Genomic DNA, 18,031 nt, shown 5'->3' with positions numbered 1-18,031 from the left:
ATATGAGGGTACTTTTATGAGGGTTAAAAGAGCTGTATTACTTTCACTTACTGTTATGATCGTCTTATCACTTTCAGGCTGCGGAGAAAAATTTCCGGAGCTTACTGAAGATGAGTATAAACAGACTGTCGAATTTGCTGTAGGTCTTTTGATGAAGTATTCAAATAACGATAAAGAGAAACTGACCTACGTCGATGCGAAAGAAGTTCAAAAAGAGCGCGAAAAAGAGGCAAGAAAAGCAGCTAAGGATGAACAGAAACAACAGGAAAGTCAGACTACAACCACTCAGCCGACCAGTACTGTCAGAGTGGAAGAGGTTGTACCAACAACAGATTCAAGCGAAGAGCTTCCTGAAGAACCGGATAAAACAGATGATATTGCGTCAGCAATCGGTTCATCTGAGACAGATACTGAAGTGGGAGCTGCAGCTACAACTGCATCTACAGCTGCCCAGGAAACTGATGAGGAAGAAAAACCAACTGAAGTAAGCAGCAATGCAATTGTGCTTTCGTCAGATCAGACTCAGGAAATAGAAAGCGACATATTCCTTTCTTACCAGGGATATTCTGTTTCAAGTACATATCCTGAAAGCTCAAAGAGCTATGTTGTAAATGCTGATAAGGGCAAAAAACTTCTGGTTTTGAGATTTGACCTTTATAATGCATCAGGTTCTACCAAAAAGATCAATATGATAAATCAAAAGCTTCTTTTCCAGATACTTTTAAATGGCAAGAATTTGGGCTATTCGGCTGTTACTTTTTTACCTAATGATCTGTCGTCATATATTGGTGAGATTGAGTCAAAGGCCCATGAGAGCCTTGTTATACTTACTCAGATAAGCGAAGATGATTCCACATCTATCAAGTCACTTGGAATGATAGTCAGCATGAATGGCACTGAGCAGGAAGTTGCCCTTAAGTAAATGGCTTGTCAAAATGCTAACAATTGATATATACTATGCAAGGAATTACAAAGCTTTTTAATTGCTTTTAACGTATTACACGTGAAATGGAGGATATATAATGAGAGGTTCTAAACCAACAGTTCTTTTGATCCTTGATGGATACGGACTTAATGATAATCCAGAAGGAAATGCTATTGCAATGGCTAAGACTCCTGTAATGGATGGTCTTATGAAGGATTATCCTTTTGTAAAGGGATATGCTTCAGGTCTTGCTGTAGGTCTTCCTGACGGACAGATGGGTAACTCAGAGGTTGGACATATGAATATGGGTGCCGGCCGTATTGTTTACCAGGAACTTACAAGAATCACAAAATCTATTGAAGACGGTGATTTCTTCACAAACGAAGGGCTCCTGGCAGCTATCAATAACTGCAAAGAGAAAAATTCAGCTCTTCATCTGTACGGTCTTGTTTCTGATGGTGGTGTACACAGCCACATTACACATATCTATGGACTTTTAGAGCTTGCAAAAAAGAACGGACTTGATAAGGTATTTGTTCACTGCTTCCTTGATGGTAGAGATACTCCACCTGAAAGTGGAATTGATTTTGTAGCACAGCTTGAGAACAAGATGAAAGAGCTTGGTGTTGGCCAGATTGCTTCTATCTCAGGTCGTTACTATGCAATGGACAGAGATAATAACTATGACCGTGTTGAGGTTGCTTATAACGCTATCACAAAGGGCGAGGGCAACAAGGCAAACAGTGCTCATGAGTGCATGGAGCAGTCATATAAGGATGGCAAGACAGATGAGTTTGTTATCCCTACAGTTATCATGAAGAATGGTGCTCCTGTAGCAACAGTTAAGGATGGAGATTCTATTATTTTCTATAATTTCCGTCCAGACAGAGCAAGAGAGATCACACATTGCTTCTGCGATGATGAGTTTGATAAGTTTAACAGAGGAAAGCGTCTTGATGTTACATATGTATGCTTCACAGATTATGATCCTCTTATCCCTAATAAGGAAGTTGCATTTAAGAAGGTTCTTCTTAACAACACATTTGGCGAGTGGCTTGCTGCTAAGGGAATGAAGCAGGCACGTATCGCAGAGACTGAGAAGTATGCTCATGTTACATTCTTCTTTAACGGTGGTGTTGAACAGCCAAACGAGGGCGAGGACAGAGTACTTGTTAACAGCCCTAAGGATGTTCCTACATACGACCTTAAGCCTCAGATGAGTGCACCTGAAGTTTGTGAGAAGATTCTTGATGCTATAAATTCTCAGAAATATGATGTTATCATTGCTAACTTTGCTAACCCTGATATGGTTGGACATACAGGTGTTATTCCAGCTGCTGTAAAGGCTATTGAAACAGTTGATGAGTGTGTTGGCAAGATTGTTGATGCTATAAAGGCAACAAACGGAACAATGTTTATCTGCGCTGACCACGGTAACGCTGATATGATGATCGATTATGAAACAGGTGAGCCTTGGACAGCTCATACAACAAATCCTGTTCCATTTATCCTTGTTAATTATGATGAGGCTTATACTCTTAGAGAGAATGGATGCCTTGCAGATATCATTCCTACACTTATCGAGTGTATGGGCGAGGAACAGCCAAAAGAGATGACAGGAAAGTCACTTCTTATCAAGAAATAAGACTGTATTGTTTGACGATATTGCATAAATATGATAAAGTAATACGTGCTTGTGACTTTAAAAAATTAGCAAGACTATTTTTATACAGGTACTGGGAGGGAAGTTTTTCGTGAGTGCTTTAGATTATGTTTTCGGAGTAGTATTTATTATAGTATGTGCCGCATTGGTTGTTCTTGTACTTGCACAGGAAGGCAAGAATCAGGGACTTGGAGCAATTCAGGGAACAGTAGAGAATACATACTGGAGCAAAAACAAAGGCCGTTCAAGAGAGGGTGTTCTTAAGAAAGCTACATTTGTTTTATCAGTTTTGTTTATCGTATTTAGCGTAATTCTCAACATGAATATGTTCTAAAAATTTTATTTTTGCTATGTGAGGCACTCTAGAAATAGGGTGCCTTTTAAAATTTTATGGGCACTTGCTGAGGTATTTATGAGTAAGGGAAAAAAGTTAAAAAGAGTAGAAGAAAGTTCTTTTGGAACTTCAAAGAAGCATAAAAACTATATAGTAGGACAGTTCGTAGCAAACCCAAGAGGCTTTGGTTTTGTTGAAGTAGAAGGAATGGATGAAGACATCTTTATTCCTGAAGAGTATGTTCATGGCGCCTTTCATTCAGATACTGTAGAAGTTGAGATTTTGCCTGAATCAACAGGTAAGAGACAGGAAGGCCGTATCAGGAACATTCTTGTAAGAGGAATGGAAGAGCTTGTGGGAACATACCAGGGTGAAAAGAATTTTGGCTTTGTTATTCCTGATAATTCTAAAGTACTTCAGGATATCTTTATTCCAATCGAACATCATGGCAGCGCTGTGACCGGTGATAAAGTAGTTGTAACAATCACAGATTATGGTAACCAGGCCCTTCATAGAAAGCCTGAGGGCAAGGTTAAAGAGGTTATCGGCAATATAAATGACCCCGGAGTTGATATATTATCAATTGTAAAGAACTATGATATTCCTTATGAATTTCCTGAGAAGGTCATAAATCAGGCCAACAGATGCCCTGATCAGATAAGCGAAGCCGACATGTACGGCAGAGAGGACCTTCGCGATGTAATGATGGTAACGATCGACGGCGAGGACGCAAAAGACCTTGATGATGCAGTCAGCCTTACAATAGATGATAAGGGACTTTATCATTTGGGAGTTCATATTGCTGACGTTACAAATTATGTGCAGGAGAGCTCGGCTCTTGACAGAGAAGCTCTTAAAAGAGGAACAAGTGTCTATCTGGTGGACAGAGTAATTCCTATGCTTCCACACAGACTTTCAAACGGCATCTGTTCATTGAATCACGGAGAGGACAGACTTGCACTCAGCTGTCTTATGACAATAGATAAGAGTGGTAAAGTTATAGATCATGATATTGTTGAGTCTGTGATCAATGTCAATGAAAGGATGTCCTATACAAGCGTTGCCAAGATTCTTGAAGATAAAGATGAAGAGGAAACTCTGAAGTACAAAGAACTGGTTCCTATGTTCGAGGAAATGGCTGAGCTTTCAAGTATCCTTAGAAAGAAAAGAGAATCCAAGGGCGCAATTGACTTTGATTTTCCTGAGACCAAGATTATTTTGGATGAAGAAGGAAATCCGATCGATATAGTTCCTCATGAGAGAAATACTGCAACAAAGCTCATCGAGGACTTTATGCTTGCTGCAAACCAGACAGTTGCAGAACATTTCTTTTACCTGCAGAGTCCTTTTGTATATCGTATCCATGAGCAGCCGGATCCAGAGAAAATCAGCTCCCTTGCTGCATTTGTCAATAATCTTGGATACCACATCAGAACCAGAAAGGATGAAGGTGTAAGGCCAAAAGAGCTTCAGAAGCTCTTAAAAGGCATAGAGGGTACAAAAGAAGAGGCTGTTATCAGCAGAATGACCTTAAGAAGCATGATGCAGGCCAAGTACAGCACAGAGTGTACAGGACATTTCGGACTTGCTTTTGACTATTATTGCCACTTTACGTCTCCTATAAGGCGATATCCTGACCTTCAGATCCACAGAATCATCAAGGACCACCTGAGGGGAAGAATGACAGCGGCCAAGTTCTCGCACTATGAAGAGATTCTTGATGAGGTTGCAAAGCACTCTTCAGAAACTGAAAGAAGAGCTGAGGAAGCCGAAAGAGAGACTGATAAACTTAAGAAGGCTCAATATATGGAAAACCATATAGGTGAGCGCTTTGAAGGCATTGTTTCCGGAGTTACAGCCTGGGGATTATTTGTTGAGCTTGAGAATTCCTGTGAGGGCATGGTCAGAGCTGCAGCTATGAGCGATGATTTTTATGTGTATGATGAAGAAAACATGAAGCTTGTAGGCGAGAGAACTCATAAGGAGTATACTCTTGGTCAGAGAGTTATGATCAAGGTAGCCGGTGCTGACAGACTTACAAAATCTATTGATTTTAAACTTGTTTTGTCTGAAGATGAAGACGATGAGTTTGACTATGATGGATTTGAAGATATTCCAAAGGCCAAAAAGATTGCGCAGGACAGAGCGAAAAAGGTCAGAAAGCTAGGCGAGATTGCGCAGGAAGAAAGAAGCAGCGAGGATAATGGTGGCGACGAAATCATTGATGCAGCCCACTCTGAGGGACGCCTTGTAGAGTATAACGGCAAGCTTATTGATCTTAGCGAGTATGAACCCGACGCATTAACCGGTGAGTTCAGGAAAAAGCGTAAATCAGGAAGCGATAAAGGAAAAGGCAGGAAAAATGCCCCATCCAATAAGGAAAAAGCTAAGTCTTCCCGAAAGGTATATAAGGTTCATAAATATAAAAAGTCTGCTACAAGCAAGGCAGCAAGAAGTGCTCAGGGAAAGGGCAGAAAAAAGAAAAAGTAAACTATTGGTATATGGAATAAATATATACAATGGTATATGCTTAATAAAAAAACGTAGGTGTAATATGGCAGAAGATAATAAGGCAAGGAAGCTCGTTGCAAACAATAAAAAAGCATATCATGACTATTTTATCGAGGAAAAATACGAAGCAGGAATTGAACTGTTTGGAACAGAAGTAAAATCTATCAGACAGGGAAAATGCAGTATAAAAGAGGCTTGGATCAGCATAGATAAAGGTGAGGCTTTTATCATGGGCATGAATATCAGTCCATATGAGAAAGGAAATATTTTCAATAAAGATCCCCTTCGTGTAAAGAGACTTCTTTTACATAAAGCTGAAATAAGAAAGCTGGATCAGCAGAAGATGGTTCAGGGATACACCCTTGTACCACTTGAAGTTTATTTTAAAAACGGCAGAGTGAAAGTTGAAGTGGGCCTTGCAAAAGGTAAAAAGCTCTATGATAAACGAGCAGATATGGCCAAGAAAGATCAGCAAAGAGAGGCTGAAAAAGAGTTTAAGGTCAAATTTAAATAAAAACTAAACTGCCAGTGTATTGATTTTATCTGTGCTTACCGATATAATGGGTAAGCACAACTAAATAAGGGTTAGTAAAGGTTTCGACAGGGATTTTGAAGCTGGAGAAGCTATCCGCAGGATGGTCGCGTTAAACCTCAAATTAAAATTAAACGCTAACGATAATTTAGCACTCGCTGCCTAAGTGCAGCCCGTCAGCCCGTGTGCACCTACACACTCGGTAACTGGCGTCAAACTTTGTAGGAAACGACATAGTCTAAGCTTTGCGGTTATGGTCGTATCATGAAGCTACCGATTATCTGCAGTTGCTTGTTACCGCAGGTAAGAGGGAACAGAGATGCAGAATCTCAGAATAATAAGCTATGATAGTAGAAGTACAGGGGATGAATTTTTGGACAGGGGTTCGACTCCCCTCTAATCCATTTTTTTAGGACTACCATTGATTTATGGTAGTTCTTTTTATATAGTATTAACATATGATTTAGCATGGTAAAGGGGAAAACTATGAGCGTCAGTAAGAAGAGAATAGTTGTAAAAGTAGGTACTTCCACAATAACAAATAGTGATGGAAATGTTGATATAAGGGCTCTTGACCATCTCTGCAGAGCTTTGGCAGGTGTTGAAAATCTAGGGTATGATCTTGTGCTCGTTTCATCAGGTGCTATTGCTGTTGGCGCAGGTAAGATGAGACTTGCCCAGAAGCCAAAAGAAATCAGGATGAAGCAGGCTGCAGCTGCAGTTGGACAGACAGAGCTTATGCACCTTTATGATAAGTTCTTTAGTGAATACGGAAGAATGGTAGGTCAGATACTGCTTGATAATGAGGATATTGCAGATCCTATAAGGAGTAAGAACTTAAAGAACACTTTTGATGCTCTTTTAGAGAATCATATTATTCCAATTGTTAATGAGAATGACTCGGTAAGCCACGCAGAGATTGAATCTGAAAAGAAGCTCTTTTCTGATAATGATATGTTGTCAGCTTTTGTTGCAGCTTTTTGCAATGCTAGTAAACTCATTATTTTCTCAGATATTGATGGACTTTATGATGGCAATCCAAGTACTAATCCTGATGCAAAGCTCATCAGCAGGGTTGAAGAGATTACAGATGAATTAAAGTCAATTGCATCAGGCTCGGGTTCAAATCGTGGAACAGGCGGAATGATAACAAAGCTTGATGCAGCAGAATATGCTACAGAACACGGGATAGATGTTATCATTACAAATGGCAAAAATCCTGAAAAGCTCTATGATGTAATTGAGAAAAAGATTGTGGGAACCTTATTTGTGGCTAAGTAATTAGCGCAAATAGGTGGTTTTCATTGACAACAGGCATATTTGATGATATTTTTTTCAATGCAAATGGTGTGACCAGGATGGATTCTCCGGAGTTACTCAAAAGGGAATGAAGTGAAAATCTTCAGCAGTGCCGCTACTGTGATGGGTATAGTGCCCAAGCCAGATACCTGCCTTTGCGTAAATCACAGAATTTCTTCGTGACCAAAGAAAGTGAGGAAAAATTATGAAAAAGAAAATTCTATCTTTTGTCATGGCTATTGCCATGATGTCTACTTTTGCTGTCGGTTGTGGAAATAGCACAACAGCAGAGAATGTTTCAGAGTCAGTAACAGAGGAAAGCGCTGAAGCTATCAGCGAAGCATCTACTCTTCAGACAGAATCCACTGAAAATACAGATGTATCAGCAAAACCAACCACTGACAGAAGTGGTAATGAAGTTACAATTCCTGAAGAAGTAAATTCAATTGTATCTATGGCTCCTTCAACAACACAGATTCTTATAGACCTTGGACTTGGTGATAAGATCGTTGCATGTGACACATATTCATATGCAAGCTATTCTGATTCACTTAAGGCTGATATTCCACAGTTTGACATGATGACTCCTGATCAGGAACAGATCATTGCTCTTGGCGCAGATGTTGTTTTCACAACAGGTATGAGTGCCAGCCATGGAGATGATGTTTTTGCAGCTGTAAAAGAGGCTGGTGTATGCGTTCTTGATATTCCAAGCAGTGCAAGCCTCCAGGATATTTCAGATGATATCAGATTTATAGGAGTTGCTACATCAACAAGTGATGCTGCAGAGGCAATTGTGAGTGAGATGGAAAGCGCTATTGAGGAAATATCAAAAATAGCAGCTACTATTCCGGAAGAAGAGAAAAAGACAGTTCTTTTCGAGCTCTTTACTCCATCTGCTGATTCACCAACAATTTATACATGTGGTTCAAATACTTATATCAATGAAATGATAAGTCTTATCGGTGCTACAAATGTTGCAGGAGAGGAAGCCGACCAGTGGCCTGCACTTACAGAAGAAGCTGCTGTAGCTATGGATCCTCAGGTTATCCTTACTGCTGACATGTACACAGATGATGTTATAAATGTTATTCTATCTATGAGTGGATGGGAGAATGTATCTGCTATTAAGGACAAGGCAGTATATCAGATTGATAACGATACAGTTAACAGACCTAATCATCATGTTGTAAGTGCCATGATCGAGATGGCTAGGGATATATATCCTGATTACTACGAGACAATAGTTGATCCGTTTGGAGCAGAAGATAGCAAGGAGCAGCCTGCTGCATAATATGAAAAAAGAAAAAGAGCTTAAGATAGTATTTTTAGTATTGATATCCATATTAGTGCTGATTCTTAGTATAGGGCTGGGAAGTGTATATATTCCTGCATCAGATATAGTATCAGTATTGTTAAATAAGCTCTTTAATATGCCTTTAACTCAGAGTATTGAGGGCTCTTACATCTCAATACTCTGGGATATAAGGATGCCCAGGGCATTCACTGCTTTCTTTGTTGGAGCAGCTCTTTCGGTAAGTGGGGCGGTGATCCAGTCTCTTTTGCAAAATCCCCTTGCTTCATCCTATACTCTTGGCGTTTCTGCCGGTGCATCTTTAGGAGCTGCGATCGTTATTACTTCCGGAATAACAAGTTCATTACTTGGCTTTTTTCTACTACCTGCTGCAGGTTTTTTGGCAGGGCTTTTTACAGTGTTTTTTGTTATTGCTGTGTCCGGAAGGCTGGATCATAACATGAGCAATCATACGATCATTCTTTTCGGAATGGTCTTTTCTCTTTTTGTAAATGCAATTTTGACTCTTATAAGTGCTTTGAACAGTGAACATATGCAGAGGCTTATTTTATGGCAGATGGGTTCATTTTCCGGAAGAAGATGGATACATGTGGCTGTTTTGAGTGTGTGTGCAGTGTTGGGAACACTTATTATATGTCTCTTTGTCAGGGAGCTTGATATTATGACCTTTGGAGAGGAAGAGGCCATGAGTATCGGCGTTGAGACAAAGAAAGTAAAAGTTTTTCTTTTGGCTATTGCAACATTTTTGACAGGAGCTGCTGTCTGTTTTTCCGGGATCATAGGATTTGTTGATCTTACAATTCCCCATATCGTAAGGCGTTTATTTGGATCAAAGCATAAGTATGTGATCCCTATGTCTTTTGTTTTAGGCGGGGCCTTTATGGCTTTTGCAGATATGTTATCGAGAACTGTACTTGCTCCTCAGGAGATACCTGTTGGTGCCATTACAGCCCTTGTTGGAGCGCCGTTTTTTGCATATATATATTTTAGAGGTAAGAGATGATAAATGCTGCTCGAGTGTAAGAACCTGATTTGCGGATATGGAAAAAGACCTGGCGAGAACCCGGTTATAAAGGATATCTCTTTTGGTGTAAATGAAGGGGAAAGTATTGCCCTTTTGGGTGCAAACGGATGCGGTAAAACTACGCTTATCAAGACTCTTGCAGGAATGCTCTCATACGACGGAAGCATCCTTCTTAGCGATAGAGAAGTAAGGAATCTTAAGAGAAAAGATATAGCAAAAAAGATTTCTGTAATGATGCAGTTCTCTGACATCTATTTTTCATATACTGTCGAAGAAACGGTCATGCTTGGAAGGTATCTTTATTCCAACAATGTTTTTGGTATTGCTAATAGCCGTGACAAAGAGATTGTAGATAAAAGCCTTAGAGAATATGGCCTTGAAGATATTAGAGACAGACAGATAAGTCAGTTGTCCGGAGGTCAGCTTCAAAGAGTGTTTCTGGCAAGGACTATGGCTCAGGATACTGATATTATCATTTTGGATGAACCCACCAATCATCTGGATCTTAAATATCAGTCGGAATTTCTGAGTTTCCTTTCTGATTGGAAAAAAGAGAGCCAAAAACATACACTTATAGGTGTTTTCCATGATATCAATATTGCCCTGGAAGCTGCAGATAAGCTCATTTTGCTTAAAGATGGGAAAATTCTTGCTGACGGCAGTAAAGAGGAGCTTATAAAAAGCAAATACCTTACTGACACTTTTGATATTGATGTTAAGCAGTATATGAAAAAGCAGTATTCACATTGGATATAAGGTTTATTTATGGAAGAAAACAAAGATTATTATCATGGCGGTGAAATTAAGAGTGATTCGCTGATTGATTTTAGCGTTAATACCAATTTTTTTGCAGATGAGCTTGAGTTTACAAAAAAGGAGATTCAAAAGGCTACCTTTTTTTATCCTGACAGGGAGAGTAAAGACCTTGTTCGTAGAGTAGCTGAGAAAAATAATATTTCACCAGATCACATAGTTATGGGAAACGGTGCATCTCAGATCATCACGCTTTTGCCTTTTTGCCTTGATGTAAAAAATGCGCTTATTATAGAGCCTACTTTTTCAGGATATGAGAGAGCTCTTTTGGCGAAAGGTGCAAAGGTAAATTATCTGTTTCTTGATGAGAAAAATGATTTTTCATTTGGTGAGAGCCAGGTAGAAGAAATAGAAAGATTTGTAAAAGATTACGAAGGACAGAGAAACAGCGCTGTTTATATCTGTAATCCTAACAATCCCACAGGAAAAGTAATTAAAAAAGATACCTTGGAGGTTGTACTTGATATATGCAAAAAATATGGTGCCTTTCTTGTAGTTGATGAGTCATTTATTGATTTTACGGATGACGAAAGGGATAAGAGCCTTGTATGTTTCATAGATGAATATAAGAATCTTTTTATCATCAGGTCTTTTACCAAGATTTATTCTATACCGGGAATCAGACTTGGATATGGCATATGTAGTGATGAAAAGGTCGTAGAAAAGATGAGGCTTATGCAGCCTGAATGGAGCATTTCTGGACTTGCTCAGGTTGCAGGTGCAAAGCTGTTAGATCGTGATCTTGATATAAAAAAGTGCCTTTTGGATATTAAAAATGAAAGAGAATACCTTGAAAGAGAATTTGAGAGGCTTGGAATCAGGGTATTTCCTTCGGATGTAAATTTCTTTTTGATAAAGGCGAATGCAAAAGATGGTTTTTATGAGAAGCTTTTGAGTAAGGGGATATATCTTCGTAAAAGTGCCAATTTCCCAGGGCTTACAGATGAATATTACAGAATAGCCATAAGAGGGCATAAAGACAATATAAAACTCATAGAGGTTTTAGAGGAACTTATCTGAGGTGCAGACATTGGATTTTGAATTAGAACTTAAAGAAAAAATAAAAGATATAGAGGTCGTTGATCCTGATAAAATGCGCGAAGCTTACGGATATATCGACAGCCTGATCAAACCTCCAAAAAGCCTTGGAAAGCTTGAAAAGATAGCAATTTCACTGGCTGGTATCACAGGGAAGGTTAAAAATACACTTAAGAAAAAGCGCATAATCGTGCTGTGTGCAGATAATGGCGTAACCTGTGAGGGCGTTTCTTCAGCGCCTGTTACTGTAACTGCAAGTCAGGCTGTAAATATGACAAAAGGCATTACCGGAATGTCTTCAATGGCTAGGCACTTTGGAATTGAGACTGAGATCGTCGATGTTGGGATTGCAACAGATTATAACTGCGAAGAGGTCCTTGACAGGAAAATAAGGAAAGGCACCGGGAACATCGCTATAGAGCCTGCTCTTACAAGAGAAGAGGTTTTAAGAGCAATCCTTGTTGGAATGGAGTGTGCTGACAGGGCTTCTATGGATAAGGTAGATGTTTTGGGTGTTGGAGAGATGGGAATTGGAAACACCACGACAAGTGCCGCGGTTTTGGCTGCTATTTCAGGGACTATGGCTGAAGACGTAGTAGGAAGAGGCGGCGGACTTACTGATGATGCTTTTCAAAAAAAGATAAGCGTTGTTGAAAAAGCTCTAAGCAGATTTTTGAGTAGCGGCTCAGATAAAGGAGATATAATTAATATCCTCTCTGAACTGGGAGGCCTTGATATTGCAGCTATGTGCGGAGTCTTTTTGGGCGCTGCCAAAAACAGGATTCCTGTTGTGATAGATGGCTACATATCAGTAGTAGCAGCCCTTTGTGCCTGCAGATTAAACGAAAAGGTTGCGGGATATCTTTTCCCATCTCATGAATCAAAAGAAAAGGGCTATAAAATTGCAATCTCGCTTCTTGATCTTAAGCCCTGGTTTAATCTTGATATGGGCCTTGGAGAAGGAAGCGGCTGTGTAATAGCCTTTCAGATAATGGAGGCTGCCTGTGCTTTTGTCTGCAATATGGGAACATTTAAAAGCGGCGGCATATGTGATGATTATCTGGAAGATATAAGAAAACAGGAGAAATAAGAGTGCTTGTACTAATTACAGGTGGTTGCAAAAATGGTAAGTCTTCAAAAGCTGAAGCTATAGCCTTTGAACTTTCAAAAGGTGAAAACCTCTACTACCTTGCGACTATGATCGCCTCTGACAATGAGGACAAAGAGCGCATAAAAAAGCATATAGACAGCAGGAAAGATATGCCTTTTCTTACAATAGAAAAAGGTAGGGATATTGATGCTGTAATAGAAAAAATTCCTGAGAATGCGACAGTTCTTTTGGACAGCCTCACAGCTCTTTTGTCCAATGAAATGTTCAAGACATCTGATACCGGAAAGTATATCTTTTGCGAGGATGCTGCAGGGAAGGTGCTAAAGGATATCGAAGCTTTGAATGAAAGAGTTTTAAATCTTGTTATAGTTAGCGACTATATTCAAAGCGATGCTGCCATGTATGATGAATATACGCAGCATTATAGAAATGGGCTTGCGTTTCTGGAAGAAAGGCTTTGCAGACTGTCTGATAAAGCTATTGAGATTGCTGCAGGAAAAGAGATGCTTATAAGAGAAAAGAAAGATAATGAGATAAAATCGGAAAACAGAAATATTCTTGTTTTAGGTGGGGCTTTTCAGGGAAAAAGAGATTATGTTATCGAGAATTTTGGTATTTTACCGGAAGAAATATATACCTTTGAGGAAGATGATGCCGAGATTCCATTGGGATACAGGTGCTATGAGCATATTGAAAGGTATGTCTATGCATGTATTAAGAAGGGGAAAGAGCCTGTTGACAGTTTTCCTGAAAATTCTGTTATTATAATAGACGATATTTTTTGCGGTGTAGTGCCTATGGATGAGCTGATAAGGCGCTATCGCGAAGAGGCTGGAAGGTTCATGCAGAAGATCGCTGTACATTCAGATGTTTACAGAGTATTTTGCAAAAGAGGAATAAAGCTATGAATGTCTTAAAATCTATTGCAATTGCTTTTTCCATGTATTCACGGATACCTATGCCGGTATTTGAGTGGAAGAAAGAAAACATGAGATATAGCATCTGCTTTTTTCCATTAGTAGGACTTGCTATTTCTTTTGCTATATCCCTGTTATATTATCTTTTTGAAGCGCATTTTGAGATGGTACCTGATGTTGCCAAAACGTTTTTTATTTTGGCAATTCCGGTTATTGTTTCCGGAGGAATCCATTTAGACGGATATATGGACACCAGTGATGCGCTAAGTTCATACAGGGATAGGGAAAAGAGGCTTGAGATCCTAAAAGATCCCCATATTGGTGCATTTGCTGTTATACGACTCCTTTTGTACAGTATTGTTTTCTTTGCTACAGCGCTGACAATTATCAGTGCCAATGCTGGTTCTTACATGTTTTTTGCATGGGGACTTATATTTTTCTATTCCCGTATTCTTTCCGGTATAGCGGTGGTCAGCTTTAAATGTGCTAAAAGTAATGGGACTTTGTACACCTTTGCTGAAGGGGCAGAAAAAGCAAGGTGCAGAGTTCTGTTGATCATTGAGGCTATAATTTGCACTTTATTTATGATATATTTTGGAAAAATTGCTGGAGTAATGGAAACTATTGCTTCATTATTAGTTTTCGTATATTATCATCGTATGGCAAATGACAAATTCGGAGGAATAACTGGAGACCTGGCAGGCTACTTTGTATGTATTTGCGAATTGATTTCCTCTTTTGTCTTTATGATCTGTATTTTGATGTAGGGGATCTGTTGTGTTAATGGGGGCTTTCTTGATGTTTTGAGGAGTTTATAGTGGCTTTATTTTACAGGGATTTTTTGGTTTCTTTTTTGATAGGGATTACGCTTGATATGTGCTTTGGCGATCCAAAGTGGCTTTATCATCCAGTGCAGGCAATTGGTGCGCTTATTTCATTTTTGGAAAAGAGATTGCTTAAAGAAGAGGATTCTGATGAGAAAAAAAGAGCAATGGGAGCACTTTTGGTAATAATAGTTCTTGCTGTTACTGGAATAGTAACAGGGGTCATTGTATTTGTTTCAGTTAAGATAAACCGTGTATTTGGTATCTTGGTGATGAGTGTGCTATCATCTTTTACAATCGCAGGCAAAAGCTTAAGGGATGCAGCGATGGATGTTTACAGGCCTCTTGCCGGACTTCCAAAAGACATTGAGAGCGCAAGAAAAGCTCTTTCGATGATCGTTGGGAGAGATACACAGAGCCTTGACGAAGCAGGGATACTTCGCGCGACAGTTGAAACTGTTTCTGAGAATACCAATGACGGAGTAATATGTCCGATGTTTTATCTTATTATTGGCGGGCCTGTGCTTGCTTTTTTATATAAGGCAGTCAGTACTATGGATTCTATGATCGGATATAAGAATGATAAATACAGGTATTTCGGCACTGTTGCAGCAAGACTGGATGATATTCTTGCTTTCATTCCTGCAAGAATAAGCGCTATATATATGATCTTTTCAGCTCTGATATTAGGTTTCGATCCTTTTGGAGCTTTTAGGATATGGCGAAGGGATAGATATAATCATGAAAGTCCCAATTCAGCCCAGTGCGAGAGTGCATGCGCAGGAGCCCTTGGCCTTAGGCTTGCAGGTCCTGCTTCATATTTTGGCAAGATTAAGGATAAACCTTATATCGGTGATGATATAAAGCTGATAGATAAAGAAGATGTATTGAGGAGCATCAGTTTGATGCATGCTACAGAAGCGCTGTTTGCGCTTGTTTGTCTTTTTATCTATCTTGGTATCAGATGATTGTTGACAGGAGTTTTTATTAAGATGGTTTTATTTTTTGATATTGATGGCACCTTGTGGGACTACAACAACAATATAAGGGAAAAGACAAGACTGGCAATCAGAACAGCCAGGGAGAATGGGCATAAGTGCTTTATAAATACCGGAAGAGCAAGAGGATTTGTTACTAACAAGGAGCTCTTATCTATAGGTTTTGACGGAATAGTTTCTGCCTGTGGTACCATGATTGAATATAACGGTGAAGTCATTTTTAACAGGATAATTCCAAAGGATGATGCAATAAGAACGGTAGAGACTGTCAGAAAATATGGATTTCGTCCTATTTTGGAAGGCCCAAAATACCTGTACATGGACAAATCTGACTTTGCCGGCGATATGTATGGCGAAAAGGTCATGCAGGAGATGGGGGAACATTTAAGAGGAATCGAGGAAAACTGGGGCAACTGGGAAATGAATAAGCTCTCATGTGCAACAGATGTTTCTAAGGAGGAGAGAAATGCCTGCTACAAAGAGCTTCTTGATCTCTACAGTTATATTATTCACAGCGACACTGTAGTAGAGATGGTTCCAAAGGGGTTTGATAAAGGCACAGGAATCAGGAAAGTCTGTGAGCTTTTGGGAGAAGATATAAAAAACACCTTTTCTTTTGGCGACAGCATAAACGATAAAGAAATGCTTATAGCAGCGGGAACGGGCGTGGCAATGGGTGGCACCTATCATGACCTGTCTGATTACGCAGACTATATCACTTTGCCCCTTGATGAAGATGGTATTTATCATGCCATGAAGCATTTTGAACTCATTTAAAATTTGCCATTTTGGAGCATATCGTTTATTATATTTAGGATATCCTCATAAGAAAGGGAAAAAAGTATGTGCGGAATAGTAGGATTTATCGGAAAGCATCAGGCAGCACCTATATTGCTTGAAGGACTTTCAAAACTGGAGTATAGAGGTTACGACTCAGCAGGAATCGCTGTTCGTGATGGGAATAATAAGGCAGAGGTTGTTAAGGCAGTAGGAAGACTTAAGAATCTCGAAGAGAAGACTGATAACGGAATGAGCGTTGTTGGATGTTGTGGTATCGGACACACCAGATGGGCAACACACGGTGGCCCTTCACAGATCAATGCACATCCTCATGTATCAGGAAATTGCACCGGATCTGCTTCCGGAACTGTAGAATCTGAAGTTGTAGGTGTTCACAATGGTATCATCGAAAACTATCAGGAGTTAAAAGAAAAGCTTTTAAAGAATGGTTATGAGTTCTATAGTGACACAGATACTGAGGTTGCTATCAAACTCGTTGATTATTACTACAAGAAGTATAAAGTTGGACCTATCGATGCACTTGCAAAGACTATGGTGAGAGTTCGCGGTTCATACGCTTTGGAAGTAATGTTCGCTGATTATCCTGATGAGATTTACGTTGCCAGAAAAGACAGCCCAATGATCATCGGAATCGCAGGCGGTGAAACATTTGTTGCATCAGATGTTCCTGCAATCCTTAATCACACAAAGAATGTTTACTATATTGGCAACAATGAGATGGCAAGACTCCTTCCTGGTAAGGCTGAGTTCTATGACCTTAACGGCGATCTTATTGAAAAAGAGCTTGTTGAGATCAAGTTTTCAGCTGAGGCTGCTGAGAGAGGCGGCTTTGAGCACTTCATGATGAAGGAGATCCATGAGCAGCCAACAGCTATAAAGAATACAATAAATTCACTTGTAACTAACGGAAAAGTTGATCTTTCCAAGTTTGAAATGGATGAAGAAACAATTAAATCCATCTCAGCAATTACAATTGTTGCTTGCGGTAGTGCATGGCACGTTGGAATGGCAGCCCAGTATGTAATAGAAGATATTGCAGGCATACCTGTAAGAGTTGAGCTTGCATCAGAGTTTAGATACAGAGGACCACTTCTTACAGATAATCATCTTGTTATTGTTATTTCACAGTCCGGTGAGACAGCAGATACTTTAGCTGCTCTTCGTGAGGCTAAGGAAAGAGGCGTTAAGACACTTGCTATCGTTAATGTAGTAGGTTCTTCAATTGCAAGAGAAGCTGATTATGTGATCTATACAGTAGCAGGCCCTGAAATCTCAGTTGCTACAACAAAGGCTTATAGCTGTCAGCTTGTTGTTACATACCTTCTTGCGCTTGAATTTGCAGCTGTACGTGGAAAAATCGAAAAAGATATTTATGATAAATACCTTGCAGAAATTTCAAGAATACCTGAATGCATTCAGAAGATTCTTGATGACAAGGAAAGACTTCAGTGGTTTGCAGCTAAGATTGCTAACTCAAAAGACATCTTCTTTATCGGAAGAGGTATCGATTATGCAATCGGACTTGAGGGCAGCCTTAAGATGAAGGAAATTTCCTACATTCACTCAGAGGCTTATGCTGCAGGTGAGCTTAAGCATGGTACTATCAGTCTTATTGAGGATGGTACTTTGGTAATTGGCCTTCTTTGCCAGGACAACCTCTATGAGAAGACTATTTCCAACATGGTAGAGTGTAAGAGCAGAGGCGCTTACCTTATGGGACTTGCACCATATGGAAGATATGAGATCGAGGATACAGCAGATTTCGTTACTTATGTTCCTAAGATGGATAAGCATTTTATTGGATCACTTGAAGTTGTTCCGCTTCAGCTTTTAGGTTATTACGTATCAGTTGCAAGAGGACTTGACGTTGATAAGCCAAGAAACCTTGCTAAGTCTGTTACAGTAGAATAAGAATAATAAATAAAA

At 39.5% G+C, this 18,031-nt stretch carries 15 protein-coding genes, 1 other RNA gene, 1 pseudogene and 1 riboswitch; all 17 genes and pseudogenes read left to right on the top strand.

What is annotated here, in order from left to right; translation table 11 throughout:
• The first annotated feature begins 16 nt into the window (after nucleotides 1-16).
• The 17 genes and pseudogenes from E7303_RS00435 to glmS all read left to right on the top strand — a co-directional run bounded on the left by E7303_RS00435 (nucleotide 17) and on the right by glmS (nucleotide 18,016).
• The gene (locus E7303_RS00435) at nucleotides 17-922 is read left to right on the top strand and encodes a hypothetical protein (protein ID WP_292143335.1); all 906 of its coding nucleotides are present in this window, start codon (nucleotides 17-19) and stop codon (nucleotides 920-922) included.
• Nucleotides 923-1,022: 100 nt separating this feature from the next.
• Nucleotides 1,023-2,570 carry a 2,3-bisphosphoglycerate-independent phosphoglycerate mutase gene (gene gpmI, locus E7303_RS00430; RefSeq protein ID WP_292143334.1) on the top strand — a complete coding sequence of 516 codons (1,548 nt, stop codon included), beginning with the start codon at nucleotides 1,023-1,025 and terminating at the stop codon, nucleotides 2,568-2,570.
• Between the two features lie 109 nt (nucleotides 2,571-2,679).
• Nucleotides 2,680-2,922, top strand: a complete 243-nt coding sequence (gene secG, locus E7303_RS00425; protein ID WP_292143333.1) for a preprotein translocase subunit SecG — start codon at nucleotides 2,680-2,682, stop codon at nucleotides 2,920-2,922.
• A gap of 18 nt (nucleotides 2,923-2,940) precedes the next feature.
• A pseudogene (gene rnr, locus E7303_RS00420) lies at nucleotides 2,941-5,004 on the top strand (ribonuclease R); the annotation flags it as partial.
• A 472-nt stretch (nucleotides 5,005-5,476) separates the two neighbouring features.
• Entirely contained in the window at nucleotides 5,477-5,947 is a 471-nt protein-coding gene (gene smpB, locus E7303_RS00415; protein WP_074883331.1) for an SsrA-binding protein SmpB, read from the top strand.
• Between the two features lie 68 nt (nucleotides 5,948-6,015).
• Nucleotides 6,016-6,372, top strand: a transfer-messenger RNA (tmRNA) gene (gene ssrA, locus E7303_RS00410).
• Between the two features lie 79 nt (nucleotides 6,373-6,451).
• Nucleotides 6,452-7,246, top strand: a complete 795-nt coding sequence (proB, locus tag E7303_RS00405) for a glutamate 5-kinase (RefSeq protein ID WP_022773202.1) — start codon at nucleotides 6,452-6,454, stop codon at nucleotides 7,244-7,246.
• Between the two features lie 46 nt (nucleotides 7,247-7,292).
• A riboswitch (cobalamin riboswitch) is annotated at nucleotides 7,293-7,435 on the top strand.
• A 34-nt stretch (nucleotides 7,436-7,469) separates the two neighbouring features.
• Nucleotides 7,470-8,558: an ABC transporter substrate-binding protein gene (locus E7303_RS00400; protein WP_292143331.1), complete on the top strand. Its 1,089-nt coding sequence runs from the start codon at nucleotides 7,470-7,472 to the stop codon at nucleotides 8,556-8,558.
• A 1-nt stretch (nucleotide 8,559) separates the two neighbouring features.
• Nucleotides 8,560-9,582, top strand: coding sequence for a FecCD family ABC transporter permease (locus tag E7303_RS00395; RefSeq protein ID WP_292143330.1), 1,023 nt, complete (start codon nucleotides 8,560-8,562; stop codon nucleotides 9,580-9,582).
• A gap of 3 nt (nucleotides 9,583-9,585) precedes the next feature.
• Nucleotides 9,586-10,359, top strand: a complete 774-nt coding sequence (locus tag E7303_RS00390; RefSeq protein WP_292143329.1) for an ABC transporter ATP-binding protein — start codon at nucleotides 9,586-9,588, stop codon at nucleotides 10,357-10,359.
• A 9-nt stretch (nucleotides 10,360-10,368) separates the two neighbouring features.
• Nucleotides 10,369-11,436 (top strand): pyridoxal phosphate-dependent aminotransferase, encoded by a 1,068-nt coding sequence (locus E7303_RS00385; protein WP_292143328.1) that lies wholly within the window; start codon nucleotides 10,369-10,371, stop codon nucleotides 11,434-11,436.
• 10 nt (nucleotides 11,437-11,446) lie between these two features.
• Nucleotides 11,447-12,544 (top strand): nicotinate-nucleotide--dimethylbenzimidazole phosphoribosyltransferase, encoded by a 1,098-nt coding sequence (cobT, locus tag E7303_RS00380; protein ID WP_292143327.1) that lies wholly within the window; start codon nucleotides 11,447-11,449, stop codon nucleotides 12,542-12,544.
• 2 nt (nucleotides 12,545-12,546) lie between these two features.
• Nucleotides 12,547-13,473 (top strand): bifunctional adenosylcobinamide kinase/adenosylcobinamide-phosphate guanylyltransferase, encoded by a 927-nt coding sequence (locus tag E7303_RS00375; RefSeq protein ID WP_292143326.1) that lies wholly within the window; start codon nucleotides 12,547-12,549, stop codon nucleotides 13,471-13,473.
• Nucleotides 13,470-14,249 (top strand): adenosylcobinamide-GDP ribazoletransferase, encoded by a 780-nt coding sequence (locus E7303_RS00370; protein ID WP_292143325.1) that lies wholly within the window; start codon nucleotides 13,470-13,472, stop codon nucleotides 14,247-14,249. The genes E7303_RS00375 and E7303_RS00370 overlap by 4 nt, the downstream gene beginning before the upstream one ends.
• A gap of 50 nt (nucleotides 14,250-14,299) precedes the next feature.
• A complete protein-coding gene (cbiB, locus tag E7303_RS00365; RefSeq protein ID WP_292143324.1) occupies nucleotides 14,300-15,274 on the top strand; it encodes an adenosylcobinamide-phosphate synthase CbiB in 975 nt (324 codons plus the stop codon).
• Between the two features lie 24 nt (nucleotides 15,275-15,298).
• Nucleotides 15,299-16,081, top strand: a complete 783-nt coding sequence (locus tag E7303_RS00360; RefSeq protein ID WP_292143323.1) for a Cof-type HAD-IIB family hydrolase — start codon at nucleotides 15,299-15,301, stop codon at nucleotides 16,079-16,081.
• Between the two features lie 66 nt (nucleotides 16,082-16,147).
• A complete protein-coding gene (glmS, locus tag E7303_RS00355; RefSeq protein ID WP_292143322.1) occupies nucleotides 16,148-18,016 on the top strand; it encodes a glutamine--fructose-6-phosphate transaminase (isomerizing) in 1,869 nt (622 codons plus the stop codon).
• Nucleotides 18,017-18,031: the final 15 nt, after the last annotated feature.

The organism is Butyrivibrio sp. (assembly GCF_015056685.1).
Classification (GTDB): Bacteria; Bacillota; Clostridia; order Lachnospirales; family Lachnospiraceae; genus Butyrivibrio.
Note: the sequence above shows the minus strand (reverse complement) of the source record. Positions and strands in the feature narration are given on the sequence as shown.